Consider the following 25,495-nt stretch of genomic DNA (forward strand, 5'->3'; position numbering starts at 1 on the left):
GCCCGGCATCTGCCCGGGCCGGCCCTCCCAGAGGGCGGCTCGCGCCGCCCGATCGTTGGGGCGCGTAGCCGCCTCTAACCCTGCCGTACCGGCAGCGGGACAGCGGAATTCATGGCACAGCACATCGGCATCGGTATCGGCGCGGGCCTCGTCTCCGCACTCCTGTTCGGGGTGCTGCTGAAGGCGACGCCGCTCGCGATCCTGCTCTACCTCGTGGCGCCGCTGCCGATCCTGATCGTCGGCCTGGGCTGGAGCCACAAGGCCGCGCTCGCCGCGGCCGCCGCCGGCAGCCTCGCGCTGATCCTGGTGATCGCGCCCTTCCTGGGACTGGCCTTCGCGGCTTACATCGCCCTGCCCGCCTGGTGGCTCGCCTACCTCGCGCTCCTCGGGCGCGAGACGCCCGCCGGCCTCGAATGGTACCCGACCGGCCGCCTGCTCGGCTGGATCGCCGCCACGGCCGCCCTCGCCTTCATCGCCATCGCGGTCCTGTCGTCACCGAACCACGCCGCCTTCGACGCGCAGCTGCGCGGGCTCGCGCAGACCCTGGTCCAGACGCGGCTGCCCTCCGCCCGCCCGTCCCCCGAGACCCCACGCGCAGATGCCCCGCGCGCCGACGCGCCCTCGACCGGCGGCGAGGCGGGCGGCAAGGACGGGGCGGCGACGCCCGGTCCGGCCCCGCAGGCCGACGCCGACCCGGCGGACGTCACACGGGCCGAGGTGGCGGACGCCCTCGCCCGCGTCGTGCCCGCCTTCGCGGCGAACGGCCTCGCCCTGCTGCTGGCCTTCTACCTCTGGGCGTCGGCCCGGATCGTGAAGATCTCCGGCCGCCTGCCGCGGCCCTGGCCCGACATCCCCTCGACCGCCATGCCGCGCAGCACGCTCGTGGCGGTCGCGGCGGCCGTCGGGATGTGCTTCGCGCCCGGCTATGTCGGCGTGTTCGGGGTCGCGCTGCTCGGCGCGTTCAGCGCCGCCTTCGCCCTCCAGGGGCTCGCCGCCTTCCACGACCGCTCCCGCGGCCGGCCGGGGCGCGGGCTCATGCTGTTCGGCATGTACCTGATCCTGTTCGTGACCCAGGGCATCGCCCTGGTCGCCCTGACCCTGTTCGGCCTCGCCGACACAGCCCTCGACCGCCGACGCCCCAAGGGCGATCCGGCGCCGTGAGACCCCGGCCCGCGCGGCCGAACACCTGAAGGAGAAAGACCATGGAAGTGATCCTGCTCGAGCGCGTGGCCAAGCTGGGCCAGATGGGCGAGACCGTGAATGTCCGTCCGGGCTTCGCCCGCAACTTCCTGCTCGCCCGCGGCAAGGCCCTGCGCGCGACGGAAGCCAACAAGAAGCACTTCGAGGCCCAGCGCGCCCAGCTCGAGGCCCGCAACCTCGACCGCAAGAAGGACGCCGAGGTCGTCGCCGAGAAGCTGAACGGCCAGAGCTTCGTCCTCATCCGTCAGTCCGGCGAGACCGGCGTGCTCTACGGCTCGGTCTCGACCCGCGACCTCGCCGAGGTCGTCGCGAAGGAGGGCTTCACGGTCGATCGCGGTCAGTTCACCCTGAACCAGCCGATCAAGACGCTGGGTCTGCACACGGTCCCGGTGGTGCTGCACCCCGAGGTCGAGGTGGAGATCACCGTCAACGTCGCCCGCAGCCCCGAGGAGGCCGAGCGTCAGGCCCGCGGCGAGTCGGTGACCGAGCGCGAGGCGTTCAACCTCGACGACCTCGGCCTCGAGGTCGGTCAGGCGCTGGCCGATGCCGGCGAGGGCGCCGACGACCGCGGCTGATTCCCGGTTGCAGGCTTGACCGGCCGGCCAACCGGCCGGTCGGGCCTGCGGCGGCGTGGCCGGGCAGCGAGGCCGACCCCGCCGTGTATACCGGTGAACACTGGGGATGATGGTCCCCGAGACTTGACACGTTCCAGTTTTGTTCCAGCATGGACGCCCGCCCCTCGCGAGAGTCGGCGGGCGTCCGCTTTTCCGCGCCCCGGCCCGGGAGAACCGGCCGTCGGCTAGGCTTCGGTAACCATACCGGCGCCAAGGTCGTGCGGTGTGATCCTGGCGCGCCCGCCGCGGCGCCTGATACGGAGTCGTCCGCCGATGGCCTTGCCCAATGCGCTCACGGCCAAGCTCGAAGCGGTCCAGGCGGAGTACCGCGTCGCCCCGCACAACATCGACGCGGAGCAGGCGCTGCTGGGCGCGATCCTGGTGAACAACGACGCCTATTACCGGGTGTCGGACTTCCTGCTGGCCGAGCACTTCATGGAGGATGCCCACCAGCAGATCTTCACGGTGGCGGCCTCCCTGATCAAGGCCGGCAAGCTCGCCACGCCCATCACCATGAAGACCTATCTGGGCGACGCCGATTTCGGCGGCCAGACGGTGATGCAGTACCTCGCGCGGCTCGCCGCCGACGCGACGACGGTGATCAACGCCGGCGAGTACGGCCGCACGATCTACGACCTCGCCATCCGTCGCCGGCTGATCACCATCGGCGAGGATCTGGTGAACGGCGCCTACGAGGCGCCGGTGGAGCAGGCGCCCAGGGACCAGATCGAGGAGACCGAGCGCCGGCTCTACGAGCTGGCCGAGGCCGGACGCTACGACGGCGGCTTCCAGAAATTCTCGGACGCGCTGACCGCCGCGGTCGACATGGCCGCCAAGGCCTACCAGCGCGATGGCAAGCTCTCGGGCATCGCCACGGGTCTGTCCGACCTCGACGCCAAGATGGGCGGCCTGCAGCCCTCCGATCTGATCATCCTCGCGGGCCGCCCGGCCATGGGCAAGACCTCGCTGGTGACCAACATCGCCTTCAACATCGCCAAGGCCTATCGCGGCGAGAAGCAGCCGGACGGCACGACCCGGACCGTGAACGGCGGCATCGTGGGCTTCTTCTCGCTGGAAATGTCGGCCGAGCAGCTCGCCACCCGCATCATCGCCGAGCAGTCGGGCGTGCCCTCCTACAAGATCCGACGCGGCGACATCCGTCCGGAAGATTTCTACAAGATCACCGACGCGGCTCGGGACATGCAGACGATCCCGTTCTACATCGACCAGAGCGGCGGCATCTCGATCGCCCAGCTCGCCGCCCGGGCCCGGCGCCTGAAGCGCCAGAAGGGCCTCGACCTGCTGATCGTCGACTACCTCCAGCTCCTCTCGGGCTCGGGCAAGCGCAGCGACAACCGCGTGCAGGAGATGACCGAGATCACGACGGGCATGAAGGCGCTCGCCAAGGAGCTGGCGGTGCCGATCATCGGCCTGTCGCAGCTCTCCCGTCAGGTGGAGAACCGCGACGACAAGCGCCCGCAGCTCGCCGACCTGCGCGAATCGGGCTCGATCGAGCAGGACGCCGACGTCGTCATGTTCGTGTTCCGCGAGGAGTACTACGTCGGGAACAAGAAGCCCCGCGAAGGGACCGAGGAGTTCTTCGCCTGGGAAGCCGAGATGCAGCGCGTCCACGGCAAGGCCGAGGTGATCCTCGGCAAGCAGCGTCACGGCCCGACCGGGACCGTGGAGCTGCAGTTCGACGCGAACATCACCCGGTTCTCGAACCTCGCGCAGACGGACCGGATCCCCGAGCAGATGTGAGCGTCGCGTCGTCATCGCGAGCGCGGCGAGGCGAGCCGGGCCGGCGCGTGATCGCCGAGTGTGGCGCCGGCTGGATTGCTTCGCTGCGCTCGCAAGGACGGTGAGGAGCTTTGCTGACCAGGACTCGGAGCGATGTCCCGGCCGTTCTGGCCTTCGTCGGGAGCCGCGAACCATCGCCAAGCCCGGCCGTTGTGGGAGGGTGTGTCCCGCCGCGGCAGGAGCGACGATGAGCGAGCCGACCTCTCCGAAGATGCCGTACTGGCACGTCTACACCGATGCGGAGGGTGTGAGCCGCCAGGAGCTGTTCCACCTCGAGCGGTTCAAGTTCGAGGGGATCAACCCCGAGACCGCGCCGCAGTGGAACGACAAGATGGACCCGGCGCCGTCGGTCGTGACCTTCACGGTCCTGCCGGTCGGCTGGGTCGGCGAGTGGCACGAGAATCCGCGGCCGCAATGGATCGCCGTCCTGTCGGGCCGCTGGTTCGTCGAGACGATGGACGGCCACCGGGTCGAGATGGGCCCGGGCGAGCTGATGATGGGCGAGGACCAGAACACGAAGGCGCGCGACGGCCGGAAGGGCCACCTGTCCGGGACGGTGGGCGACGAGCCCTGCACGATGATCGTGACCGGGCTCCAGGTCGAGCCGACCGTCAATCAGCCCGGCCGCTTCAAGTAGGGGCGGTTCCATGGACGGCTTCGAACTCACGCAGCCGCGCTTCAAGGCCTACATCCTGCCGAACGCGCCGCTGCAGAAGCTCGCGGACGGGTTCCGCTGGACCGAGGGCCCGGTCTGGTTCGGCGACCGCGACGAGCTCCTGTTCTCGGATCTCCCCAACAACCGGGTGATGCGCTGGTCGGAATCGGCCGGCCTGAGCGTCTACCGCGAGGCGAGCGACTTCGAGAACGGCCACGCCCGCGACCGCCAGGGGCGGATGCTGTCCTGCTCGCACCGCGGCCGGCGCATCCATCGGACCGAGCTCGACGGGCGGGTCACCGGCCTGGTCGAGCACTACCGGGGGCGACGCCTGAACTCGCCCAACGACATCGTCTGCAAGTCGGATGGGACGATCTGGTTCTCGGACCCGCCCTACGGCATCCAGACCGACTACGAGGGCGGCAAGCAGGAATCCGAGCTGCCCGCCGCCGTCTACCGCTTCGATCCGCGCGACGGCTCGCTGCGGGTGGTGGCCGACGACTTCCAGGGGCCGAACGGGCTCTGCTTCTCGCCCGACGAGCGCAGGCTCTACATCGTCGAGACCGGGCTGCAATTCGACACCGATCCGCTCCAGCACGTGCGTGTCTTCGACGTGGCCGAGGACGGCAGCCTGTCGGGCGGCGACGTGTTCTGCCGGATCGCGCCCGGTAACGCCGACGGCATCCGGTGCGACGAGCACGGCAATGTCTGGTCGAGCGCCGGGGACGGTGTCCACTGCATCGACCCCGGTGGCGAGCTGGTCGGCAAGATTTTCGTGCCCGCGACGGTCGCCAACCTCACCTTCGGCGGACGCAACTGCAGCCGCCTGTTCCTGTGCGCCTCGCAGGCGCTCTACGCGATCTACGTGAACGTGCGGGGAGTGCCGCTCCTGTGAGCGGCACCGCTCCCGAGGGCGGCGTGCGGGCCCTCGCGGGGTTCGGCCGCACGGTCGCGGACCTCGCCGTCACGGAGGCCTTCTACCGGGACGGGCTCGGCTTCGCGCGGATCGCCCCGCCGGAGCCGGTTCCCGCCGCGCAGGCGGAGGCGATGGGGCTCGCGGACCGGCGCGCCACCCAGCTGCGCATGCGCCTCGGCGGGCAGACCGTGACCTTCCTGGCGGTCGATCCGCCCGGCGCGCCCTACCCGGCCGATCCCGCGGCGACCGACCCGTTCTTCCAGCACCTCGCGATCCCGGTCCGCGACATGGAAGCCGCGGCCGCGCGACTGGCACGGCTCGCCCCGACGCCGATCAGCCGCGGCGGGCCGCAGCGCCTGCCGGCCTCCACGGGTGGCGTGACCGCCTACAAGTTCCGCGACCCCGACGGGCATCCCCTGGAGCTGATCTTCTTCCCCGACGGCCCCGCGGCCGCCCGCTGGCGCGACCCGCCGGGCCTGTTCCTGGGGATCGATCACTCGGCGATCACCGTCACCGACCTCGACGCCACCCTGGCCTTCCTGACCGGCCCCCTCGGACTGGCGGTGTCGGAGCGCGGCCTGAACCGCGGGCCGGAGCAGGCGCGCCTCGACGGCGTCGACGATCCGCAGGTCGACGTGATCGCCCTGGCGCCGCCGGACCCCGCGCCGCACGTGGAGCTCCTGCATTACCGCACGCCCGCGACAGAGCGGCGGCTCGTCGTCGAGCCCGCCGACCGGGCCGCCACCCGCTACGTGTTCACCGCAGCGGATCCGCGGGCCCTGTCGCGGCGCCTGCGCGAGAGCGGGCGAACGCCGCGGACCTCCGCCGACGGCACGGCGGCCTACTGCGCCGGCCCGGACGGACACGGCTTCTTGTTCGTGCGCGGCTGAGGCCTCCGTTCCGGGAGCGTGCGCCCGGGCTTGACGCGTCGCCCCTCCGGCGTCCAATCCGGCCGCCCCGGAGGTGAGTTAGATGCCGCTCCTCGCCCTGCCCTTTCCGGCCATCGATCCGGTGGCGATCGCGATCGGGCCGATCACGATCAAATGGTACGCGCTCGCCTACATCGCCGGCCTGATCGGCGGCTGGTATTACGCGCGCCGCCTCGTCATGGCCGACAGCCTCTGGGGCGTGGTGAAGCGCCCGCAGGTCGTCGACATCGACGATCTCGTCGTCTGGGTGGCGCTCGGCGTCGTGCTCGGCGGGCGGATCGGCTACGTGCTGTTCTACAATCTGCCGATGTACATCGCCGATCCGTGGGAGATCCTGGCGATCCGCAACGGCGGCATGTCGTTCCACGGCGGCTTCATCGGGGCCATCCTGGCCTTCGTGCTGTTCGCCCGCGGCAAGGGTCTGAACGCCTACACGCTCCTCGATATCGGCGCCGTGGTGGTGCCGATCGGCCTGTTCTTCGGCCGGATCGCCAATTTCGTGAACGGCGAGCTCTGGGGCCGCGTGGCGCCGGACTTCCCCTACGCGATCGTGTTCCCGAGCGGCGGCCCGCTGCCGCGCCACCCGAGCCAGCTCTACGAGGCCGCCACCGAGGGCCTGCTGCTGTTCATCGTGATGGCGGTCAGCGTCCGCCGGTTCGGCTTCCGCAAGCCCGGGCTCCTCGGCGGCATCTTCGTCCTCGGCTACGCGCTGGCCCGGACCGTCTGCGAGTTCTTCCGCGAGCCGGATCGCCAGCTCGGCTTCCTGTTCGGCGACCATCTCGGTCCGATGGGCGGCGGCGTGACCATGGGCATGCTGCTGTGCGTGCCGATGATGATCGTCGGCCTGACCTACATCGTGCTGGCCGCGACCGGCCGGACACGGCCCCGCCATCCGGTGGAAGCGCCGGCCGCCGAGGCCGCCCGCAAGGCGGCCGTCGAGGCGTGACCCCCCTCGGAACCGAGATCGCGGGGCTGATCCGGCAGAACGGGCCGATCGGCGTCGACCGCTACATGGCCCTCTGCCTCGGCCACCCGGTCCACGGCTACTACCGCACCCGCGATCCCCTGGGCGCCCAGGGCGACTTCACCACCGCGCCCGAGATCAGCCAGATGTTCGGCGAACTGCTCGGTGCCTGGACAGCCTACGTCCGCGGCCCGATCGGGTCGCCGGATCCGCTCCTCCTGGTGGAGCTGGGGCCCGGCCGCGGCACGCTGATGGCGGACGCGCTGCGCGCGTTGCGGGCAGCGCTCCCGGGCGTGCGCGTGGCACCGCACCTCGTCGAGACGAGCCCGGTGCTGCGGGCCGCGCAGGCGCGCGCCCTCGCCGGGACCGGTGCCGCGTGGCACGACAGCGTCGAGACGCTGCCCGAGGGGCCGGCGATCATCCTGGCCAACGAGTTCTTCGACTGCCTGCCGGTGCGCCAGTTCGAGCGCCGGCCGTCGGGCTGGCACGAGCGGCAGGTCGGTCTCGATCCGGCGGGCGGCCTCGCTTTCGGCCTGTCGCCGGAGCCGGTCCCGGGCCTCGCGGCGGACGGCCCGGACGGCGCGCTGATGAGCGTGCCGGCGGCCGGGCTCGCGCTGATCCGCGCGCTGGCGCGGCGGCTGTGTTCCGAAGGCGGCGCCCTGCTGGCCATCGATTACGGCCATGTGCGTCCGGGCTTCGGCGACACCCTCCAGGCGCTGGCGGGACATCGCTTCGCCGACCCGCTGGCGGAGCCCGGCGAGGCGGACCTGACGCATCACGTCGATTTCGCCGCCCTCGCCCAGGCGGCGCGGGCCGAGGGCGCCGCGATCCACGGCCCCGTCGACCAGGGCGAATTCCTGGCCGCCCTCGGACTCGGGGCCCGTGCCGAGCGTCTGAAGGCACGGGCGAGCCCCGCGCAGGCCACCGCGATCGACGCGGCGGCCGCGCGCCTGACCGATCCGGCCCGGGGCGGGATGGGAAGCCTGTTCAAGGTGCTGGCGGTGAGCGGCCCGTCCGTCGGGCCGCTCCCGGGATTTCCGGGGCTCTGAGCCGCCGGGACGATGCGCGGCCCCGTACGGGCCGGCTACTCTCAGCCGAAGGAGCCGAAGCCGGAATCGGTCTGGCTGGCGGGCCGCGGAGTCGGCGGCGCGGGCGGGTTGAGGTCGGTCGGGTCGAAGGCGGCGGGCTCTCCCGTGACGGGGTGGGCAGGCGCGCTCGGAATCCGGGGCTCTTCGGCCTCGGGCGTCTCGGGCAGGGCGTCGGTCTCGATCCCTCGTGACATCGCGATCCTTCTCAAGGCGGGGCCGGATCGGCTCCGTACTGCAATGCAGCAAGAATCTGACGGTTGAACGACATCGTCAAGGGTCCGCCCTTGCGCTATCGGGGCGCGACAGGGGCAAGCGCGAGGCCGACCGTGACCGCAGGCATGTTCATCGAGGCGCCGGAACTCTCCGCCCATGCGGGCGTGCGCCACGCCTTCTTCACCCGCGTCGGCGGGGTCTCCGAGGGCCTGTACGCGTCGCTCAACGGCGGCCTCGGCTCCCAGGACGCGCCGGGGCGCGTCGCCGAGAACCGGGCGCGGATGTGCGCGCAGCTCGGCCTGGCGCGGGACCGGCTCGTGAGCCTGTATCAGGTCCACTCGGCCGACGTGGTCACGGTCGAGGCCCCCTTCGCGGCGGAGCGGCCGAAGGCCGACGCCATGGTGACGCGGGTTCCGGGCCTGGCGCTCGGCATCGCCACCGCGGATTGCGGGCCGATCCTGTTCGCGGATCCCGAGAACGGCGTCGTCGGCGCCGCCCATGCCGGCTGGAAGGGTGCGCTCACCGGCGTGATCGGCGCGACCGTGTCGGCGATGGAGGCGCTCGGGGCGCGGCGCAGCCGCATCGTCGCCGTCCTGGGACCGACGATCGGTCAGGCCTCCTACGAGGTCGGTCCGGACTTCGTCGCGCGCTTCGGGAGCGATGCCCCCGGCATGGAGCGCTTCCTCGGCCCCGGCACGCGGCCGGGGCACGCCCAGTTCGATCTTCCGGGCTTCATCCTGGCCCGGCTCGGCGAGGCCGAGATCGGCGAGGCCACCGCACTCAATCTCTGCACTTACGCCGATCCGGAGCGGTTCTACAGCTACCGGCGGACCACGCATCGCGGCGAGGCGGATTACGGCCGCCTGATCTCCGCGATCACGCTGGTGCCCTGACGAGCCAGTGCGGCCTCGGAAAGGGGCTGCGACACTTTGTCGATCCTCGGCCCGAAAAAAAGCGTAGCCGTAAATGAACCTTGGCCATTCGACCGCGTTTAGGGGTCAAGGTGCCGGGGAAAACGGCGGGTTGCCACAAGGGGCCGCGAGAGCGGTCGGCGACACCGCGGAGCGCAAAGCAACCCTGGAACCGCTGGAACGCAGCCAGATCCGGTTCCGCAACCGTCCCCGCTTAGGACGGCGCGGACCACCAGTGAGGACCAGATCATGAAATCCATGCTCCGTGTGACCACGGCCCTCGCGGGCGTTGCCTTCGCGGGTTCGGCCTTCGCCGCCGACCTGCCGCGCCGCGCCGCCCCGCCGCCGGTGTTCACCCCCGTCCCGGTCTTCACTTGGACCGGCGCCTACTTCGGTATCAACGCCGGCTACGCCTTCGACGCCAGCGACCGCAACACCGGCAACACCTTCGCCGTCCCCTTCCCCTACGCTGCCCCCGGCACCGTCGCCTCCTTCCGCAACCGCAGCCAGGACGGCTTCTCCGGCGGTGGCCAGATCGGCTACAACTACCAGTTCACCCCGGGCTCCGGTGTCGTGATCGGCTTCGAGGCCGACGCCCAGTACCTCGACTTCGGCCGCAGCCGGAACAGCGCCTTCATCTCCGGCGCGCTGGCCCCCGGCTACTACGTCACCGACCCGCGCGGCCTCTCCAGCCTCGACTTCTTCGGCACCGTCCGCGGCCGCCTCGGCTACGCCTTCGACCGGACCCTCGTGTACGGCACCGGCGGCTTCGCCTACGGCTCGGGCAGCGCCGACCGCTCCTTCGGCGGCTTCGCCGGCAACGACAGCTTCCGCACCGGCTGGGCCGCCGGCGGCGGCATCGAGTACGCCCTGCCCACCGACTCGTTCCTGAACTTCTTCCGCTCCTCGGCCGTGACGCTCAAGGTCGAAGGCCTGTACGTCAACCTCGACCGCGGCACCCGCAACCAGGGCGCGTTCGTCATCAACGCCGCCAACAACTTCCCGGTCGTCTACAGCGGCGTCGGGCGCCGCGACGACCAGTTCGCCGTCGTCCGCGCCGGCCTGAACTACAAGTTCGGCACGTTCTAGGATCGCGTCGGCGCGGCCGCGGCCGCGCCCCCCACTCGGCATGCAGGAAGCCCGGCCGGCAGGTCGGGCTTCTCGCGTTTCCGGATAGGCGGATGAAGTTTTCGCAATCCCCCTGACAAAGCGTCGCCGCGCACCCATGTCCTAGCTGCCATGCGGCGCGTTCGGGCCCGCGGGTGAGATTCGAGGAGGACGACTCCATGAACAGCGAAGAACGCGACGTCATTTCGGGAATCTTCCAGCGGCTGGAGCAGGCGCAGACCCAGCCCCGCGACGCTGAGGCGGAGCGGTTCATCGCCGACAAGCTCCGCGCGCAGCCCTACGCGCCCTACGCGATGGCGCAGCTGATCTACGTGCAGGAAGAGGCGATCAAGAGCCTCAACCAGCAGCTGGAGCAGGCCCGCAGCCAGGCGGCGCCGGCCCAGTCCTCCGGGGGCGGCGGCTTCCTGTCGAGCATCTTCGGCGGCGGCAGCCAGCAGCGCCAGGAGCCCCAGCCCGGCTACGGGCAGCCGCGTCCGGGCGGCCAGCCCTGGGGCAACCAGGGCGGCCCGCCGCAGGGTTACCCGCAGCAGGGCTACCCGCAGCAGGGCGGCTACCCGCAGCAGCAGGGCGGCCCGTGGGGCGGCCAGCCCCAAGCGCCCGCGCGCGGCGGCGGCTTCATGGCGACGGCCCTGCCGATGGCGGCCGGCGCGGCGGGCGGCATGCTCCTCGGCAGCGCCCTGTCGAACGCCTTCGCGGGCGGCCATTCGAGCCTCGGCAGCGCCGCGGCCGCCGGTCTCGGCGGCGGGGGCGAGACCGTCGTCAACAACTACTACGGCGACGGCGGCAACCAGGATCTCGGCTCGGCCCTCGACAACAGCGGCGGCGACATGGGCAGCTTCCAGGACGCCGGCTACAGCGATCCGGGCGGCGATTTCGGCGGCGACCTCGGCGGCGGCGACGACAGCGACTGGACCTGATCGTCCCTGAGACGCAGCGGAAGGCCCGGTCGCGTCAGGCGCGGCCGGGCCTTTCTCGTATCCGGAAGGTCCGATCCGCGACCGGGCCGCGTCGGCCGCTCAGAGGACCTCGACCCGCGTCCCCACCGGCACGCGCTCGTAGAGATCGATGACGTCGTCGTTCATCATGCGGATGCACCCCGACGAGACCGACTGCCCGATCGTGTTCGGCTCGTTCGTCCCGTGGATCCGGTAGAGCGACGAACCCAGGTAGAGGGCGCGGGCGCCCAGCGGGTTCTCCGGGCCGCCGGCCATGTGGCGCGGCAGGTCGGGACGGCGGGCCAGCATCTCGGCCGGCGGCGTCCAGTCCGGCCACTCCGCCTTGCGGCTGACCGTCTTCAGCCCGCTCCAGGCGAAACCGGGGCGGCCGACGCCGATCCCGTAGCGCAGGGCGCGCTGCCCGGCCTGCACCAGGTAGAGATGCTTTCCGGCGGTGTCGATCACGATCGTTCCGGGCTTCTGCCGCCCCGTGAAGGCCACTTCCTGGCGCTGGTACTCCGGCGAGACCGCGCGGCTGATCCGGCCCGGATCTCCCTGGGGCGCACCGTAGGGCTGAGGGGCGCCGGAAACCTGGCCATAGGGTTGGCCGTAAGCCTGCCCGTACGCCTGCCCGTAACCTTGCGCCGGCTCCGGCTCGACCGGCACCAGCTCGCCGGAATAGGCCGCGACGCGCTGCTGCGGCGCCGCGCGCTGCGGCCAGCCGCGCCCGGGCGCGCCGCCGGCGCTGCCGGTGACGAGATACTCGATCAGGCCGCCGCCGTAGCCGCCCTCGGCGTAGCGCGCCTGCTGCGCCCGGGCGGGGCCGCACAGCACGAACGCGGCCGCGGCCACCCCCATTCCCAGACGGACTGAACGCCGCATCGTCGCATGCTCCCGAGCCGGTGCCCGTGCTCCCGGCCCGCGAACGATCCCGTCGAATTTTACCGAATCCGGTGAACGAACGTGGTGAATCACCGGGGCGGCCCGGCCCGTCCCCGGCCCGTCGCGACCAGCGTGAATCGGCGGTTAAGCCCCGCCGGGGCCCTGGGCCCACAGGCGCAGGGGGCCGGCGGCAAGAAGCTCGGCAGTCACAGTCCGCTAACCGTTATGGTAGACAGTCGCGGCGACGGAACCCGAACGCTCACGCCCGGACGATGACCCAGAAGCGCTATCGCATCGAAGACAGTCTCGGGCTTCCCGCGGCTCCCCCTCCCGGACCCGGGGCGTCCGCCTCGAGCGAGCGCCTGGAGGAGATCTTCAACGCCATCCAGGACTTGCGCCGCGTCACGCAGATGAGCGCGAGCGAGACCATCGAGTCGTGCCGCCGCGAGCTGCACGAGGCGCTGGCGATGCGCACCGAGCTCGACGTGATGAAGGAGGCGATCACCCGCACCAAGTCGGAGCTGGCGACGCTGCACCGGACCGAGAACACCGGCAAGGGCATGCGCCGGGCGGCCGACGAGCTCGACGCGGTGGTCGACTCGACGGAGCGCGCCACCACGCAGCTCCTCGGCGCGATCGAGGAGATCGAGAGCCACGCCGGCATGCTCAACGCCGCGACGCTGCCGCCCGGCACGAAGCAGCACGTCGACGTGATCCTCGAGCGCGTGATCACCGCCTACGAGGCCTGCAACTTCCAGGACCTGACCGGCCAGCGGATCACCAAGATCGTCAGCGTGATGAAGTTCATCGAGGAGCATCTCGACCGGCTCATCGCCACGTGGTCGGAACTCGACAGCTTCAAGGAGCTCATCACCGTCATGCCGGTGCCGACCTCCCTGGACGACGAGAGCTCGCTGCTCAACGGGCCCAAGCTCGACCACGACATCGGCCACGTCGACCAGAGCGACATCGACTCGCTGTTCGACTGATCGAGCCGACCGGGCGCGCGATTTTTGTCGCCGCCCCGGTCCCCCTGGCGGTCCGGAACGCTTAGATCTGCGGTATGAGCCGCAGAGCCCTCTCAGACCTGCCCCCCGACACCTTCGACGACGGCCGCGACGCCGAGCGGGACGAGGCCGCCGACGAGCCGGAAGCCGGCCTCCCCGACACGGAGGCGCCGGAGATCGATTTCGACTTCGAGCCGGGCGCCGTCCAGGCCGGAACCGAGGTGATCCGCAGGTTCTGGTCGACCCTGCCGTCCTCGCCCGGCGTCTACCGGATGTTCGACCATCGCGGCGACGTCCTCTACGTCGGCAAGGCCAAGAACCTGAAGGCGCGGGTCGGCTCCTACGCGCGGGGCCAGGCGCACTCGAACCGCATCGCCCGGATGATCTCGCAGACGGCGGCGATGGAGTTCGTCACCACGGCGACCGAGACCGAGGCGCTCCTCCTCGAGGCCAACCTGATCAAGCAGCTGAAGCCGCGCTTCAACGTGCTGATGCGGGACGACAAGTCGTTCCCCTACATCCTGGTCACCGACGACGGCCCCGCCCCGCAGATCGTCAAGCACCGGGGCGCCCGGCGCCGGAAGGGCAATTATTACGGCCCGTTCGCCAGCGTGTGGGCGGTGAACCGGACGGTGAACGCCCTGCAGCGCGCCTTCCTGCTGCGCACCTGCACCGACAGCTACTACGAGAACCGCACCCGGCCCTGCCTGCTCTACCAGATCAAGCGCTGCTCCGGCCCCTGCACGGGTGAGATCGCCGCGGACGACTACGCGGCCATGGCGGATTCCGCCCGGGCGTTCCTCGCCGGCAAGTCGAACGCCGTGAAGGACCGGATGCGCGCCGAGATGCAGGAGGCGTCCGAGGCGATGGAGTTCGAGCGCGCCGCCCGGTTCCGCGACCGCATCGCCGCCCTGTCGGCGATCCAGGGCGTGCAGGGGGTCAACACCCAGGGCGTCGAGGAGGCGGACGTGTTCGCGCTGGACGAGCAGGCCGGCCAGTTCTGCATCGAGGTGTTCTTCTTCCGGAACTTCCAGAACTGGGGCAACCGCGCCTATTTCCCGAAGGCCGACCGGACGATGACGCCCGACGAGGTGCTGGGCTCGTTCATCGGCCAGTTCTACGACGACAAGCCCGCCCCCCGGACCGTGCTGACGAGCCACGCGATCGAGGACGCGGAGCTGGTCGCGGCGGCCCTGTCGAGCCGGGTGGAGTACCGCGTCGAGATCCACCGGCCGAGCCGGGGCGAGCGGAAGAACCTCGTCGACTACGCCCAGCGCAACGCCAAGGAGGCGCTGGCGCGGCGCCTCGCCGACACGGCCTCGCAGGGCAAGCTCCTCGCCGCCCTCGGCCAGGCCTTCGGGCTCGACGGCGCGCCCCGCCGGATCGAGGTCTACGACAACTCGCACATCATGGGCACGAACGCGGTCGGCGGCATGATCGTCGCCGGCCCGACGGGCTTCATGAAGGCGCATTACCGCACGTTCAACATCAAGTCCGAGGACCTGACCCCCGGGGACGATTACGGCATGATGCGCGAGGTGCTGCAGCGGCGCTTCAAGCGGCTCGTGAAGGAGGCGCCGCGCACGGAGCGCGAGGCGGCCGTGGCCGCCGCCGAGGGCGGCGTGCCGGAGCCGGTGCCGGCCCCGGCGGAGGAGAGCGAGGCGTTCCCGGCTTGGCCGGACCTCGTGCTGATCGACGGCGGCAAGGGCCAGCTCGACGCCGCGCGGGCGGCGCTGGAGGAGGTCGGCGTGGCGGGCGTGCCGCTCGTCGGCGTCGCCAAGGGCCGCGACCGGGATGCGGGCCGGGAGACATTTTTCGTGCCCGGCCGGCCACCCTTCAAGCTTCCGCCGCGCGACCCGACGCTCTACTTCGTGCAGCGGCTCCGCGACGAGGCGCACCGCTTCGCCATCGGCAGCCATCGGGCCAAGCGGAAGCGTGAGATGGTGAAGAATCCGTTGGACGAGATCGCCGGGATCGGTCCGAGCCGCAAGCGCGCGCTGCTGCACCACTTCGGGACCGTGAAGGCGATCGAGCGCGCCGCCTTCGAGGATCTGGCCAAGACCCCGGGCGTGAACGCCGCCACCGCGCGGGCGGTCTACGACTTCTTTCATGCCGGCGCCTGAGAACCCGGCCGCGATGGCCGCGGCGGAATCTGAGGCGTTGACGCCCGGGCCCCGCTCTGATTTCACCCCTCCGATGAACGCCGTCCTTCCCCGACGACGGTCGCCGGCCTGGACGCTCGCGAATTGCCTGACCTACGGGCGCCTCGTTGCCGTGCCGGTGATGGTCGCGCTGCTGTTCTGGCCCGAATCCCACACGGCGCGGTGGACGGCGCTGGGAGTGTTCGTCGCGGCCGCGATCACCGACTACCTCGACGGGTACGTCGCCCGCACCTACCACCAGAGCTCGGCGCTCGGCCGGATGCTCGATCCGATCGCCGACAAGCTCCTGGTCTCGGCGTGCCTGCTGATGCTGGCGGCGGACCACACCATCGTCGGCTCGAATATCTGGGCGGCCATCGTGATCCTGTGCCGCGAGGTGCTGGTCTCCGGCCTGCGCGAGTATCTGGCGGAGCTGAAGGTCGGCGTGCCGGTCAGCCGGATCGCGAAGTGGAAGACCACCGTGCAGCTCCTGGCCCTCGGCTTCCTGGTGGCCGGTCCGGCGGGCGAGACGGTGCTCCCGGGAACCGAGCCGATCGGCCTGACGCTCCTGTGGCTCGCCGCCGCGCTCACGCTCTGGACCGGGTGGGACTACATGCGGGCCGGGATCAAGCACGTCATCGACGATCCGCGCTGAGGGATCCGTCTCCGGGACGCGCGGTCCCTGCCCTGTCTCCGGTACGGTGATGCGATGAAGCTCGTCTATTTCGCCTGGGTCCGCGAGCGGATCGGCCGCTCCGAGGAGGAGCTGGCGCCGCCGCCGGAGGTCGCCACCGTCGCCGATCTCGTCGGTTGGCTCCGGGGCCGGGGCGAGGAATACGCCTACGCCTTCGAGGATGCCGGCGTCGTCCGCGCCGCGATCGACCGGGCCCACGCCAAGCCGGACGCGCCGATCGCGGGAGCCCGCGAGATTGCCTTCTTCCCGCCGATGACCGGCGGCTGAGACCCGGCCGCGCCGCGCACGTAGTTCGCCGGGGTTGCTTCGGGTCGGCTTCCGCGGTCATTGGCGCCGTCGCTCCGGCTGCACCTCATGCCGAACGGCGCGCGGGCCGAGCCAAGTTCTCTACGGGTTCGGCCCGCCTCAGGACGCGACACGCCGCGGAACGCCCAAGCTGGCATTGCCGTTATCCGCTACCGAAATCGGTATTGGAGTTTCAGCATGCGCATGACCTTGCTCGCGACCGCCGCCCTGTTGAGCCTCGGCGCCGCCGCGCAGGCCCAGACCACGGTGATCGAGCGCGACCGCCCGGCCGTCGTCGTCGACCGCCCGGCCTCCGAGTCGAAGTCCGTGACCGTCCACGACCACGGCGACGGCTGCGTCACCAAGACGGTGCGCAAGGAGAACGACATGGGCGACTCGAAGACCGTCAAGAAGGAGACCTGCGACTGAGGCAGGGAAGCGGGCCGGGCCGAAGCCGTCGACGCCTCCGCCCGGCCGATCCTTCGCCCGGCCGCTTGGTTGCCCGGCGCCGGTCCTAGCGCCAGCCCCCGTCGATGAAGTACGCGTGGGCCGTACACATCCGGGCGTCGTCCGAGGCCAGGAACAGGACCAGCGCGGCGACATCCGCCGGCTGGATCCGGCCGTCCAGGCACTGCGCGGCGACGATCTCCGCCTCGCCCTCCGGCGAGTACCATCGCTCCTGGCGGGGCGTCTGAACGTTGCCCGGCACGATCGCCGCCACCCGGATGTTGTCGCGGCCGAGGTCGCGGGCGAGCGCCCGGGTCATGCCCTCGATCGCCGCCTTGGCGGTCTGGTAGAGCGGCATCTCCGTTAGCCCGAGATGCCAGCTGATCGATCCGAAATTGAGGATCACGCCACCGCCGGCGCGGCGCATGGGTGGAACTGCCGCCTGGGCCGCGAAGAACAGGTGGCGCAGGTTCACCGCCATCCGGTCGTCCCAGTAGGCGGGCGTCACGTCCGCGAGAGCGTGGCGGTCGTCGTTGCCGGCATTGTTGATCAGGACGTCGAGCCCGCCGAGGGCCGTGTCGGCCTCGGCCACCAGCGCGCGGACCGCCTCGATATCGGTCAGGTCGCAGCGCCGGTAGAGCGGGGCGTGCGCGGCGCCGGGCGCGAGGCGCGCCACCACGGCGCGGGCCGCATCGTCCGCGATATCGCAGAACAGGACGCGGGCGCCCTGCCCGACGAAGGCCTCGACCAGCCCCTCGCCGATGCCCGAGGCACCGCCGGTCACGAGGACGCGCTTGCCGGCGAGGCTGGAATACCGCGCGCGCTGATCGCCCGTCGCCGTCATCGACCCTCCTGGACGTGGCTCGCCCGGCCGGAATTTGTCCGAGTTTATCACGGTGGCCACCCGCGGCAACGGCAACGCGCCCGTCCCCCATTCGCGAAACGTTAACGGTTCGCGAATGAGATCGCCGGGTCTTCTAGAAAGGAACACCCGATGCCCCTGCGCCTGGAACTCAAGCCGTTCGAGCGGCTGATCATCAATGGCGCGCTGCTCCGCAACGGCGACCGTCGCTCGACCTTCCTGATCGAGACGCAGTGCAAGTTCCTGCGCGAGAGCGAGATCATCACGGAGAGCGAGGCCGACACGGCCTGCAAGCGTCTCCACCTGACCCTGACGGTCATCTACCTCGCCGACGACCCGACGCAGGGCATCGACCTGTTCTTCCGGCAGGCCACGGACTTGCTGGGACTCGCGCCGGCCGCCGCCGGGCAGATCGCCGCGATCGCCCAGGCGGTGGAGGCCGGCGAGTATTACCGGTCGCTCAAGCTGAGCCGCAAGCTCGTCGAGTGGGAGGCGGCCGGCGCCGAATCGCCGGCCGAGGTGCCGGACGCCGCGGCAGCTCGCTGACCGGTACGCGGCCTCAGCCGGGATTGCCCTGCAGGCCGGCGGCGATGTGATTGTTGATCGACACCAGCGTGGCGATCTTCTCCGGCGTGGGAGCGATCATCGTGTCGATGCAGCTCTGGAGCACGAACACGCCCAGGCGTCCGACGCCCTGCTTCACGTCGGCGGGGAGCGGGTTCTCCGCGGACGTCGCCTCGGAGGTCAGCAGCGTCCAGACCCGCTGGTTGAACGACAGGGCCTCGTTGATGCGCCCGGCGTCGCCGCTGGCGAGCCCCTGGCTGGCGCCGATCAGCTTCTGCGCCGCCTTGAGCAGCACGGCGGATTCGGCTTCGCGGGGCGACAGCGCGCTGTGGGAGGTCTTGGCGTAGGCGTTGGCGGCGTAGTTCATCGGCGGTCCAGCCCCGTCGTCGGGCCTGCCACTGAGGCAAGCTAGCGCGTAGCTGTCGCAGATCAGGAGTTAAAAGCGCGTGAGCGCCGCATCCGCCATGATGCCGCCGGGTTGGTTATCGACGACGCTGTGCGGCCGAAAGGAACCGGCCCCCGGACCCCAACCCCGATGTTGAATTTCGTTCTCGGAACTGTTGCCGGCGGCCTGATCGCCTGCGTGCTGACCATCGCGGCAGCACGGCAACCCGAAGTGCAGTCCCGACTGGGCCTCGTGCCGGCGGCGCCGGCGACCCTGGCGGCGGTCACGAAACCGGCCGAACCCGATTGCGGCCGGAGGACGGAGCCGACCCCGAAGATCGGCTCCCAGGAGATGCTGTTCAACCGCCAGAGATTCTGGTCGGTCGCACCCTAATCAGAACGTGCCGATCAGCATGAGCAGCATCGTCGTGGCGACGGTGGTGCTGACGAAACCGCACAGGGCGGCCGCGAAGGACGGACCGGTGCGGGTGACGGTGGGCTCGATGTCGTTCGAGAGCGTGGCGGGGGTCATCGGCGCAGAACCTTCTCGGCGACCAGCGTCGCGCGTATCGGGGTGATGCTTCAGGAACGGGACGGCCGAGGTGCGATCGCGCACCCGGTCAGTCGCAGCGGTTGATTTTCTTGGCGATCCGCAGACCCCGCAGCTCGCTGCGGAGATCGATGGCCACGACGCCCTCTCCGCATCGCTCGAACGCGTCGCGGGCATCGTCGTAGCGGTCGCCCACCTCGTCGAGCGTGTCGCAGACGCGGTCATGGTTGCCCAGGCGGGCTTCCTGACGCGCCTGGAAGCGCAGGGCGTTCGCCTCGTCGACCTTGCGCTGGGCTTCGATGCAGGACGGCAGGGCCGACGCGGCGGAAGTCAGGGCGAGGCCTGCCAGGAGGCTGGCGAGGCAGCGGGTCAGAGTGACCGACTTGGCACTCACGGGAACACTCACACACGGTTTGTGATGGCAGATCCGCGGGCGGTCCTGCCGGGCTTCTCGGAGCGGCTCAGGTCCACTCCTTCTCTGTCCGCTGAAACAGTGAAGCTGACGTGAAAGTTCCGCCCCGAATCACCGCTTCCGGCGCAGTCGGGAGGTCAGGATTGCGGAGAGTGGCACGGGGGCCGCACCCATCGGATCGACGCCGACATCGTACTGCTTCGGCATCGGCTTGAGCTTCCCGTGGCTGTGGCCGTGGAGGTTCAGCGCGCCCCGGCTCATGCCGTTCCAAGTACGGAACGCGTAGTGGCAGAGTACCACCATCCGCCCCTCGACAGCGAGTTCCGCGTAGTGCCGGACCGACGCCCAGCCGGGAGCCGTGAGCGTGTCCGGCCCGTCGTTGTTGCCGGCGATCAGGTGCTTCTCGCCGTTCAGTCCGGCGAGGATCGCGCGGATCCGGTCACCGCTCGGGCCGAGGGCGAAATCGCCGAGGTGCCAGACCGTGTCGCCGGGCGCGACCGTCGCGTTCCAGGCCGCGATCAGGCCGGCATCGTGGGCCTCGAGATCCGGGTAGGGCCGGTGGTCGAAGCGCAGCGCCCGCGGATCGCCGAAATGCGTGTCGCCCGTGAAGAAGATGGTCACCGGTCCGCTCCGCCTCGCCTCGGCGCCTTCCTGGGCGCCTTCCTCGACGCCTCGCCCGGCAACGCCGCCGGACTGTCGCCGAAAGCGGCGCGCGGCCGCGTTGTTCCCGCCGGCCCGCGTCCGCCTGGCGCGTTGACGGCCCGCGCGCCAGGGTCGAAGCCTCGTCGGGCGAGGCGCCAGCGGGAGGGCACGGGGCATGCTGGGAACGGTGGGGTTCGCGTTCCTGGCCGGCCTGCTCTCGGTGCTCTCGCCCTGCGTGCTGCCGCTGATCCCCATCGTGCTCGGCACGGCGGCGGCCGAGCATCGCCTGGGTCCGGTGGCTCTGGCGGCCGGCCTCGCCATCGCCTTCACGGCCATCGGGCTGTTCGTCGCGACGATCGGCTTCACCGTCGGGCTCGACGGCGACGTGTTCCGGCGCGCCGGTGCGGTGCTCCTGGTGCTCCTGGGCGTCGTGCTGATGCTGCCGCGGCTCCAGGCCCGGGTCGCGACGGCGGCCGGCCCGGTCGGCGCCTGGGTGGAGGATCGCTTCGGCGGCGTCGGCTCCGGGGGATTGCCCGGCCAGTTCGCCGTGGGCCTGCTGCTCGGCGCGGCCTGGAGCCCCTGCGTGGGACCGACCCTGGGGGCGGCCTCGCTCATGGCGGCGCGGGGCGAGCATCTCGGGGGCGTCGCCCTGACCATGCTGGCCTTCGGGATCGGCGCCGCGGCCCCGCTGATGCTCCTGGGCCTCGTCTCCCGCGAGGCGCTGCTGCGCTGGCGCGGCGGCCTCGCCGCGGCCGGCCGGGCCGCGAAGGCCGCGCTCGGCGCCGTGATGGTCGTGCTCGGCCTGCTGGTGCTGACGGGCCTCGACAAGCGGGTCGAGGCCGCGGCCGTCGCGGCCTCGCCGGACTGGCTCAACGCGGTGACGACGCGCTACTGACTCCGCGAAGACCCGGCGAAGACCCCGCGAAGACCCCAGGTTATCCGGAACGGAGTTCGGCCATGAGCGATGCCCCCCGCCTGACCAGTCTCGCCCACGGCGGCGGCTGCGGCTGCAAGCTCGACCCGGCCACCCTGCGCCAGCTCCTCGCCCAGCAGCCGGCGGCGGGCCCGTTCGAGCGGCTCCTCGTCGGCAACGAGACCGCGGACGACGCGGCGGTGTGGGAGCTGGAGGACGGCACCTGCCTCATCGCCACCACGGACTTCTTCACCCCGATGGTGGACGACCCCGTCGATTTCGGCCGGATCGCCGCGACGAACGCCATCTCGGACGTCTACGCCATGGGCGGCCGCCCGCTCTTCGCGCTGGCGATCCTCGGGATGCCGCTCGGCAAGATCGACCCCGAGGTGGTCGCGCGGATCCTGCGCGGCGGCGCGGAGCAATGCGCTGCGGCCGGCATCCCGGTGGCGGGCGGCCACTCGATCGACGCGCCGGAGCCGATCTACGGTCTGGCGGTGATCGGGACCTGCCGCCGCGAGGCGGTGCGGCGCAACGCCGACGCGGTGGCCGGGGACGCCGTCCTGCTCACCAAGGCCCTCGGGGTCGGGGTCTACTCGGCGGCGATCAAGCGGGCGACCCTCGACGAGGCCGGCTACCGCGACTTCCTCGCGACCACGACGCTGCTCAACCGGATCGGGACCGATCTCGCCGCCGAGCCCGCCGTGCACGCCCTGACCGACGTGACCGGATTCGGCATCCTGGGGCACGGCCTGGAGATCGCTCGCGGCGCCGGCCTCACGCTCGCCCTCGAGGCCGACGCCCTTCCCCTGCTGCCGCAGGCGGAGGCGCTGGCGCGCGCGGGCGCGGTCACCGGCGCCTCGCACCGCAACTGGGCGGCGTTCGGCGAGGCCGTGGACCTGCCGGCCGACTTCCCCGAGTGGCGCCGCCATCTCCTGACCGATCCGCAGACCTCGGGCGGGCTGCTGGTGACCTGCTCGGCCGACCGGGCCGACGCGATCCTGGCGCGCATCCGGGCGGCCGGCTACCCGGCGGCGGCCCGGATCGGCCGGATCGAGGCCGGCCCGGCGCGGATCCGCGTGGCGGCCTGACGGGCCGCCCGCCCCGAGAGGCAATCTTCAACCTTCCCGTCCACTCTGCCGCCCCGCACGAGACCCGAGCCGCCGCCAGAGCCGCCGTGACCGACGCCGCAGACATGTCACCGCCCGCCCACGGCGTCGCCGGCTGGCCGTTCGGGCGCAGCGCCGGCGCGCCGGCCCGTCCCGCGTCGCTCCCCGACGGGCGTCCGTGGCCGCGGATCCGCGTCGTCACGGTGGCCGGCGCGGATGCCGCGCTCGCCGAGACCGTCGCGTCGGTCCTGCGCCAGGGCTACCCGGAACTGCGGCACGACCTGCTCGACCCGGCGGCCGGCCGCGCCGCGGCGGCGCGCATCCTGTCGACTCCCGATCCGGAGCACCTGTTCTGGCTCCGCGCCGGCGACCTGCTCGCGCCCGGCGCGCTGACCGCCCTGGCTCTGGAGGCCGCGCTCACCCGCGCCGACGCGGTGGCGGGGCTGCGCGTCCTGTTCGACGACGCCGTCCGCGGCCTCGACGGCCCCGGGGCCGCGGACGGCGGGATCCTCTGGCGACGGGACGCCCTCGCACACGCGATCATCGACGCCGACGGGACGCTCGACGCCGCCTCCGCCTGGTCGGCGATCCCCGCCGATCGGCGGAGCCTGATCGGCCGCCCGATCCTTCTCCACAGGCTCGACGCGCCGCCGCCCCCGCCCGCCGCCGGCCTGTCGATCGTGTCGCTGACCGGGACCGGAACCCGCGGGGGCGCGGGCGTGGCCCAGCGCCGCCTCGCCGAGGCGCTGACGCTCGCGGGCCACCGGGTCGCGGAGGTGACGCTGAGCGGACGCCCGGAGGCCGCCGAGTGGCGCGACGACTTCCCGCAGGCGGAGGCCGCGGTCGCGGCGGCCGCCCCCGATCTCGTCCTCGCCGGCAACCTGCACGGCGCCACCCGCAGCCTCGACGTCGTCGGCCGCCTGGCGCGGCGCGGTCCGGTCGGCCTCGTGCTGCACGACCTCTTCCCCCTGACGGGCCGGTGCGCCCACCCCCGCGACTGCGGGCGCGCCGCGTCCGGCTGCGACGCCGCCTGCCCCGGCCCGGACGAGTACCCGCAGCTGGCGCCCGGCCGGATCGCCGGGATGCACGAGCGCAAGCGCGCGGTGCTTGCCGGCGCCGCGCCCGGATCCCCGATCCGACCCTCCGCGCCCTGGCTGCTGGCCAATTCCGACTGGACGCTGGCGCGGGCGCGCGAACTCGCCCCACCCGGCAGCGTGATCGAGCCCGTGCGGCTGGCCTTCCCGACCGCCGTGTTCCGGCCCGGCGATCGCGCGGCGCTGCGCGGCACGCTCGGCCTGCCGGCCGACGACGTCCTGATCCTCGTCTCCTCGGTCATCGTCGACGGGCCCGACAAGGGCTTCGCCGATCTCCGGGCCGCGCTTCAGGCCGTGGCGGGCCCGGGCGTCGGCGTGGTGGCGGTCGGCCGGCTCGACGACCCGGCCCGGCTCGGCGTCGCGAATTTGTTCGCGCCCGGCCTCATCGCCGACGAGGCGCTCCTGGCCGCGTGGTACGGCGCCTGCGACCTCCACGTCACCGCCAGCCGTCACGAGACCCTCGGGCAGACACCGATCGAGGCCGGTCTGTGCGGGGTGCCGACGCTCGCCTACCGCACCTCCGGCCTGACCTCGGCCGTGATCGACGGCGTGTCGGGCCGCCTCGTGCCGGTGCGGCCGGGCGCCCTCGCCGAGTCGCTGGCGGCGTTGGTCGGCGACAGTGAGGCGCGCGCGCGGCTCGGCGCCTTCGCGCGCATCGCCCTGGAGAGCCGCTACAGCCCGGCCGCCTCCGCGCTGTCGCTGGACGCGGTCTTCCGGCGTCACGGTCTGCCGAGCGCGCCGACGGGCCCGCGCTTCGCCCCCGAGATGCTCGGGCACTTCCCCTTCGCTGCGGACCTGCGGGCGGGCGCGGCCGGCACCGTCCCGGCGGTCTCGCGCCCGCTCGTGCGCCGACTGCGGCGGGCCAAGCAGATGGTCTTCGGGCGTCGGATGCCGCTCCTCGTGCGCCGGTGCCTCTACCTCGCCGGCGCGCTGCGCCGGAGCCAGACGTGACGGCCCGCGGCGACAGGGCCGGCCACGTCGCCGGCGACAATGCGGACAGCGCGCGGGCGGCGCCGACTCGGCGACGGATCTACCTCGATCAGACCCATCTGCGCGCCCACGTGACGGGGATCGAGCGAGTCACCCTCGACCTGTTCGCCCCGGACCGGCTCGCCCCGCACGCGGTGCGGCCGGTGACCGCGGGCTCCCTGCCCGGCATGGTCGCCGCGCAGCAGCTCGGCCTGCCGGCGCGGGCGCTGATGGATCGGGACGCCCTGTTCCTGTTCCCGGGCTTCCCGCCCGGGCCGCTCTGCGCCGTCGCGGCGTCGCGCTGCCTGCTCTACGTCCACGACACCTTCCTGCTCACGCGGACGGAGGATCTGAGCCTTCGCAGCCGGCTCTACATGAGCCCCAGCTTCGCCCTGGCCCTGCGCTGGTGCCCGAACCTTTTCGTCAACAGCCGGACCACCGGCGCGGACGTGCGCGCGCTCTGCGCCAAGCGCGCCCGCGTCGCCCTGCTACGCCCTCCCGTCCGCGACGCCTTCGGGCTCGCGCACCTGCCGGGACCGGCTGCCTACGCGCCGGGCCGGCCGCTGCGCATCCTCGCCATCGGCACCATCGAGCCGCGCAAGAACTATCCGGCGACCCTCGCGCTGACGGCGGCGCTCATCCGTGCCGGTATCCCGGCGGAGCTCCACCTCGTCGGCCGGGTCGGCTGGGGACAGCACGCCTTCCTGGACGCACCGCCGCCGTTCCTGCACCGCCACGGGTACCTCGCCGACGCCGAGCTGCGCGCCCTCGCGGGGTCGTGCCACCTGCTGGTCTCCACCTCCAAGGCGGAGGGCCTCGGCCTGCCGCTGCTGGAGGTCCAGCACGGCGGCCTTCCGGTGGTGGCGCCGGACGACCCGGTGTTCCGGGAGGTCCTGGGGGCGTCGGCCCTGCTGATCCGGCCGGAGGAGCCCGACGCGGCCGCGGGCGCCCTCGCCGGCTTGATCCGCGACGGCGCCCTGGCCCGCGCCGCCGGAATGAGTCGGGCCAACGTGGCGCGCTGGAACGCGATCGCGGCCGAGGACGGCGCGCGCTTCCTGCGCTTCCTGGCCGGCGATCCCGCGGCTTACGATGCGCTGGAGTCAATTGTCGCACACGCGGGCACCGCCTGAGGCGACCTGCGTAGTCCCCAACAAATCGGGAACTTTTCACGCCCGATTGTCGTGACA

General features: G+C 72.0%; 29 protein-coding genes. 22 read left to right on the forward strand and 7 right to left on the reverse strand.

Features of this window, described 5'->3' with window-relative positions:
• The first annotated feature begins 111 nt into the window (after positions 1-111).
• From ACLBX8_RS05335 to ACLBX8_RS05370, 8 genes are all read left to right on the forward strand, one after another.
• The gene (locus ACLBX8_RS05335; protein WP_056531742.1) at positions 112-1,161 is read left to right on the forward strand and encodes a DUF2232 domain-containing protein; all 1,050 of its coding nucleotides are present in this window, start codon (positions 112-114) and stop codon (positions 1,159-1,161) included.
• A 41-nt stretch (positions 1,162-1,202) separates the two neighbouring features.
• Positions 1,203-1,775 (forward strand): 50S ribosomal protein L9, encoded by a 573-nt coding sequence (rplI, locus tag ACLBX8_RS05340; RefSeq protein ID WP_020090634.1) that lies wholly within the window; start codon positions 1,203-1,205, stop codon positions 1,773-1,775.
• A gap of 312 nt (positions 1,776-2,087) precedes the next feature.
• Positions 2,088-3,575, forward strand: coding sequence for a replicative DNA helicase (locus ACLBX8_RS05345; protein WP_020090635.1), 1,488 nt, complete (start codon positions 2,088-2,090; stop codon positions 3,573-3,575).
• 226 nt (positions 3,576-3,801) lie between these two features.
• The gene (locus tag ACLBX8_RS05350; protein WP_447680939.1) at positions 3,802-4,251 is read left to right on the forward strand and encodes a cupin domain-containing protein; all 450 of its coding nucleotides are present in this window, start codon (positions 3,802-3,804) and stop codon (positions 4,249-4,251) included.
• A gap of 10 nt (positions 4,252-4,261) precedes the next feature.
• Positions 4,262-5,164, forward strand: coding sequence for an SMP-30/gluconolactonase/LRE family protein (locus ACLBX8_RS05355; RefSeq protein WP_447714701.1), 903 nt, complete (start codon positions 4,262-4,264; stop codon positions 5,162-5,164).
• Complete coding sequence (locus ACLBX8_RS05360; RefSeq protein WP_447714702.1) at positions 5,161-6,075, forward strand: VOC family protein; 915 nt, start codon at positions 5,161-5,163, stop codon at positions 6,073-6,075. Before ACLBX8_RS05355 ends, ACLBX8_RS05360 begins: the two co-directional genes overlap by 4 nt.
• A gap of 82 nt (positions 6,076-6,157) precedes the next feature.
• Positions 6,158-7,060, forward strand: a complete 903-nt coding sequence (lgt, locus tag ACLBX8_RS05365) for a prolipoprotein diacylglyceryl transferase (protein ID WP_056531735.1) — start codon at positions 6,158-6,160, stop codon at positions 7,058-7,060.
• Complete coding sequence (locus ACLBX8_RS05370; RefSeq protein WP_447698409.1) at positions 7,057-8,127, forward strand: class I SAM-dependent methyltransferase; 1,071 nt, start codon at positions 7,057-7,059, stop codon at positions 8,125-8,127. The genes lgt and ACLBX8_RS05370 overlap by 4 nt, the downstream gene beginning before the upstream one ends.
• A 41-nt stretch (positions 8,128-8,168) precedes the next feature.
• Here the strand turns inward: ACLBX8_RS05370 and ACLBX8_RS05375 are convergent, their stop codons facing one another.
• A complete protein-coding gene (locus ACLBX8_RS05375; RefSeq protein ID WP_012322302.1) occupies positions 8,169-8,360 on the reverse strand; it encodes a hypothetical protein in 192 nt (63 codons plus the stop codon).
• Between the two features lie 144 nt (positions 8,361-8,504).
• Between ACLBX8_RS05375 and pgeF the strand changes: the two genes are divergently transcribed.
• The 3 genes from pgeF to ACLBX8_RS05390 all read left to right on the forward strand — a co-directional run bounded on the left by pgeF (position 8,505) and on the right by ACLBX8_RS05390 (position 11,335).
• Positions 8,505-9,272 (forward strand): peptidoglycan editing factor PgeF, encoded by a 768-nt coding sequence (gene pgeF / locus ACLBX8_RS05380; protein WP_447698565.1) that lies wholly within the window; start codon positions 8,505-8,507, stop codon positions 9,270-9,272.
• A 267-nt stretch (positions 9,273-9,539) separates the two neighbouring features.
• Positions 9,540-10,379 carry an outer membrane protein gene (locus ACLBX8_RS05385; RefSeq protein ID WP_447698408.1) on the forward strand — a complete coding sequence of 280 codons (840 nt, stop codon included), beginning with the start codon at positions 9,540-9,542 and terminating at the stop codon, positions 10,377-10,379.
• Between the two features lie 197 nt (positions 10,380-10,576).
• The gene (locus ACLBX8_RS05390; protein ID WP_091977749.1) at positions 10,577-11,335 is read left to right on the forward strand and encodes a DUF2076 domain-containing protein; all 759 of its coding nucleotides are present in this window, start codon (positions 10,577-10,579) and stop codon (positions 11,333-11,335) included.
• A 99-nt stretch (positions 11,336-11,434) separates the two neighbouring features.
• Here ACLBX8_RS05390 and ACLBX8_RS05395 read toward each other — a convergent pair whose 3' ends face one another.
• The gene (locus ACLBX8_RS05395) at positions 11,435-12,235 is read right to left on the reverse strand and encodes a L,D-transpeptidase (RefSeq protein WP_447698407.1); all 801 of its coding nucleotides are present in this window, start codon (positions 12,233-12,235) and stop codon (positions 11,435-11,437) included.
• A 272-nt stretch (positions 12,236-12,507) separates the two neighbouring features.
• On the opposite strand from ACLBX8_RS05395, the gene ACLBX8_RS05400 reads away from it, so the two are divergent.
• From ACLBX8_RS05400 to ACLBX8_RS05420, 5 genes are all read left to right on the forward strand, one after another.
• A complete protein-coding gene (locus ACLBX8_RS05400; protein WP_020090645.1) occupies positions 12,508-13,224 on the forward strand; it encodes a protein phosphatase CheZ in 717 nt (238 codons plus the stop codon).
• A 74-nt stretch (positions 13,225-13,298) separates the two neighbouring features.
• Positions 13,299-15,365, forward strand: coding sequence for an excinuclease ABC subunit UvrC (gene uvrC / locus ACLBX8_RS05405; protein WP_100250674.1), 2,067 nt, complete (start codon positions 13,299-13,301; stop codon positions 15,363-15,365).
• A gap of 73 nt (positions 15,366-15,438) precedes the next feature.
• Positions 15,439-16,038, forward strand: coding sequence for a CDP-diacylglycerol--glycerol-3-phosphate 3-phosphatidyltransferase (pgsA, locus tag ACLBX8_RS05410; RefSeq protein ID WP_020090647.1), 600 nt, complete (start codon positions 15,439-15,441; stop codon positions 16,036-16,038).
• A gap of 54 nt (positions 16,039-16,092) precedes the next feature.
• Entirely contained in the window at positions 16,093-16,344 is a 252-nt protein-coding gene (gene moaD / locus ACLBX8_RS05415) for a molybdopterin converting factor subunit 1 (protein ID WP_020090648.1), read from the forward strand.
• Between the two features lie 216 nt (positions 16,345-16,560).
• On the forward strand, positions 16,561-16,791 hold the full coding sequence (locus ACLBX8_RS05420; RefSeq protein WP_020090649.1) for a hypothetical protein: 231 nt from the start codon (positions 16,561-16,563) through the stop codon (positions 16,789-16,791).
• A gap of 85 nt (positions 16,792-16,876) precedes the next feature.
• Here the strand turns inward: ACLBX8_RS05420 and ACLBX8_RS05425 are convergent, their stop codons facing one another.
• Complete coding sequence (locus ACLBX8_RS05425; protein WP_447714703.1) at positions 16,877-17,653, reverse strand: SDR family NAD(P)-dependent oxidoreductase; 777 nt, start codon at positions 17,651-17,653, stop codon at positions 16,877-16,879.
• Positions 17,654-17,803: 150 nt separating this feature from the next.
• Between ACLBX8_RS05425 and ACLBX8_RS05430 the strand changes: the two genes are divergently transcribed.
• A complete protein-coding gene (locus tag ACLBX8_RS05430; RefSeq protein WP_056531717.1) occupies positions 17,804-18,217 on the forward strand; it encodes a flagellar biosynthesis repressor FlbT in 414 nt (137 codons plus the stop codon).
• A gap of 13 nt (positions 18,218-18,230) precedes the next feature.
• Here the strand turns inward: ACLBX8_RS05430 and flaF are convergent, their stop codons facing one another.
• The gene (gene flaF, locus ACLBX8_RS05435) at positions 18,231-18,602 is read right to left on the reverse strand and encodes a flagellar biosynthesis regulator FlaF (RefSeq protein ID WP_020090652.1); all 372 of its coding nucleotides are present in this window, start codon (positions 18,600-18,602) and stop codon (positions 18,231-18,233) included.
• Between the two features lie 168 nt (positions 18,603-18,770).
• On the opposite strand from flaF, the gene ACLBX8_RS05440 reads away from it, so the two are divergent.
• Positions 18,771-19,013: a hypothetical protein gene (locus ACLBX8_RS05440; protein ID WP_056531713.1), complete on the forward strand. Its 243-nt coding sequence runs from the start codon at positions 18,771-18,773 to the stop codon at positions 19,011-19,013.
• Here the strand turns inward: ACLBX8_RS05440 and ACLBX8_RS05445 are convergent, their stop codons facing one another.
• The 3 genes from ACLBX8_RS05445 to ACLBX8_RS05455 all read right to left on the reverse strand — a co-directional run bounded on the left by ACLBX8_RS05445 (position 19,014) and on the right by ACLBX8_RS05455 (position 20,202).
• The gene (locus tag ACLBX8_RS05445) at positions 19,014-19,151 is read right to left on the reverse strand and encodes a hypothetical protein (RefSeq protein ID WP_020090654.1); all 138 of its coding nucleotides are present in this window, start codon (positions 19,149-19,151) and stop codon (positions 19,014-19,016) included.
• 88 nt (positions 19,152-19,239) lie between these two features.
• Complete coding sequence (locus tag ACLBX8_RS05450; RefSeq protein ID WP_012322287.1) at positions 19,240-19,563, reverse strand: hypothetical protein; 324 nt, start codon at positions 19,561-19,563, stop codon at positions 19,240-19,242.
• 129 nt (positions 19,564-19,692) lie between these two features.
• Entirely contained in the window at positions 19,693-20,202 is a 510-nt protein-coding gene (locus ACLBX8_RS05455) for a hypothetical protein (protein WP_056531711.1), read from the reverse strand.
• Positions 20,203-20,398: 196 nt separating this feature from the next.
• On the opposite strand from ACLBX8_RS05455, the gene ACLBX8_RS05460 reads away from it, so the two are divergent.
• The 4 genes from ACLBX8_RS05460 to ACLBX8_RS05475 all read left to right on the forward strand — a co-directional run bounded on the left by ACLBX8_RS05460 (position 20,399) and on the right by ACLBX8_RS05475 (position 25,438).
• Positions 20,399-21,118, forward strand: a complete 720-nt coding sequence (locus ACLBX8_RS05460; protein ID WP_447714704.1) for a cytochrome c biogenesis CcdA family protein — start codon at positions 20,399-20,401, stop codon at positions 21,116-21,118.
• A gap of 62 nt (positions 21,119-21,180) precedes the next feature.
• Positions 21,181-22,227, forward strand: a complete 1,047-nt coding sequence (selD, locus tag ACLBX8_RS05465) for a selenide, water dikinase SelD (protein ID WP_447714705.1) — start codon at positions 21,181-21,183, stop codon at positions 22,225-22,227.
• Positions 22,228-22,313: 86 nt separating this feature from the next.
• Positions 22,314-24,290 (forward strand): glycosyltransferase, encoded by a 1,977-nt coding sequence (locus ACLBX8_RS05470; protein WP_447714706.1) that lies wholly within the window; start codon positions 22,314-22,316, stop codon positions 24,288-24,290.
• Complete coding sequence (locus tag ACLBX8_RS05475; protein WP_447698403.1) at positions 24,287-25,438, forward strand: glycosyltransferase; 1,152 nt, start codon at positions 24,287-24,289, stop codon at positions 25,436-25,438. The genes ACLBX8_RS05470 and ACLBX8_RS05475 overlap by 4 nt, the downstream gene beginning before the upstream one ends.
• Positions 25,439-25,495: the final 57 nt, after the last annotated feature.

It is taken from the genome of Methylobacterium sp. D48H, from assembly GCF_053345715.1.

Coding starts and splice junctions, on each gene's coding strand:
- ACLBX8_RS05335 (WP_056531742.1), top strand. CDS start 112: ATGGCACAGCACATCGGCATCGGTATCGGCGCGGGCCTCGTCTCCGCA.
- rplI (WP_020090634.1), top strand. CDS start 1,203: ATGGAAGTGATCCTGCTCGAGCGCGTGGCCAAGCTGGGCCAGATGGGC.
- ACLBX8_RS05345 (WP_020090635.1), top strand. CDS start 2,088: ATGGCCTTGCCCAATGCGCTCACGGCCAAGCTCGAAGCGGTCCAGGCG.
- ACLBX8_RS05350 (WP_447680939.1), top strand. CDS start 3,802: ATGAGCGAGCCGACCTCTCCGAAGATGCCGTACTGGCACGTCTACACC.
- ACLBX8_RS05355 (WP_447714701.1), top strand. CDS start 4,262: ATGGACGGCTTCGAACTCACGCAGCCGCGCTTCAAGGCCTACATCCTG.
- lgt (WP_056531735.1), top strand. CDS start 6,158: ATGCCGCTCCTCGCCCTGCCCTTTCCGGCCATCGATCCGGTGGCGATC.
- ACLBX8_RS05375 (WP_012322302.1), bottom strand. CDS start 8,360: ATGTCACGAGGGATCGAGACCGACGCCCTGCCCGAGACGCCCGAGGCC.
- pgeF (WP_447698565.1), top strand. CDS start 8,505: ATGTTCATCGAGGCGCCGGAACTCTCCGCCCATGCGGGCGTGCGCCAC.
- ACLBX8_RS05385 (WP_447698408.1), top strand. CDS start 9,540: ATGAAATCCATGCTCCGTGTGACCACGGCCCTCGCGGGCGTTGCCTTC.
- ACLBX8_RS05390 (WP_091977749.1), top strand. CDS start 10,577: ATGAACAGCGAAGAACGCGACGTCATTTCGGGAATCTTCCAGCGGCTG.
- ACLBX8_RS05395 (WP_447698407.1), bottom strand. CDS start 12,235: ATGCGGCGTTCAGTCCGTCTGGGAATGGGGGTGGCCGCGGCCGCGTTC.
- ACLBX8_RS05400 (WP_020090645.1), top strand. CDS start 12,508: ATGACCCAGAAGCGCTATCGCATCGAAGACAGTCTCGGGCTTCCCGCG.
- uvrC (WP_100250674.1), top strand. CDS start 13,299: ATGAGCCGCAGAGCCCTCTCAGACCTGCCCCCCGACACCTTCGACGAC.
- pgsA (WP_020090647.1), top strand. CDS start 15,439: ATGAACGCCGTCCTTCCCCGACGACGGTCGCCGGCCTGGACGCTCGCG.
- moaD (WP_020090648.1), top strand. CDS start 16,093: ATGAAGCTCGTCTATTTCGCCTGGGTCCGCGAGCGGATCGGCCGCTCC.
- ACLBX8_RS05420 (WP_020090649.1), top strand. CDS start 16,561: ATGCGCATGACCTTGCTCGCGACCGCCGCCCTGTTGAGCCTCGGCGCC.
- ACLBX8_RS05425 (WP_447714703.1), bottom strand. CDS start 17,653: ATGACGGCGACGGGCGATCAGCGCGCGCGGTATTCCAGCCTCGCCGGC.
- ACLBX8_RS05430 (WP_056531717.1), top strand. CDS start 17,804: ATGCCCCTGCGCCTGGAACTCAAGCCGTTCGAGCGGCTGATCATCAAT.
- flaF (WP_020090652.1), bottom strand. CDS start 18,602: ATGAACTACGCCGCCAACGCCTACGCCAAGACCTCCCACAGCGCGCTG.
- ACLBX8_RS05440 (WP_056531713.1), top strand. CDS start 18,771: ATGTTGAATTTCGTTCTCGGAACTGTTGCCGGCGGCCTGATCGCCTGC.
- ACLBX8_RS05445 (WP_020090654.1), bottom strand. CDS start 19,151: ATGACCCCCGCCACGCTCTCGAACGACATCGAGCCCACCGTCACCCGC.
- ACLBX8_RS05460 (WP_447714704.1), top strand. CDS start 20,399: ATGCTGGGAACGGTGGGGTTCGCGTTCCTGGCCGGCCTGCTCTCGGTG.
- selD (WP_447714705.1), top strand. CDS start 21,181: ATGAGCGATGCCCCCCGCCTGACCAGTCTCGCCCACGGCGGCGGCTGC.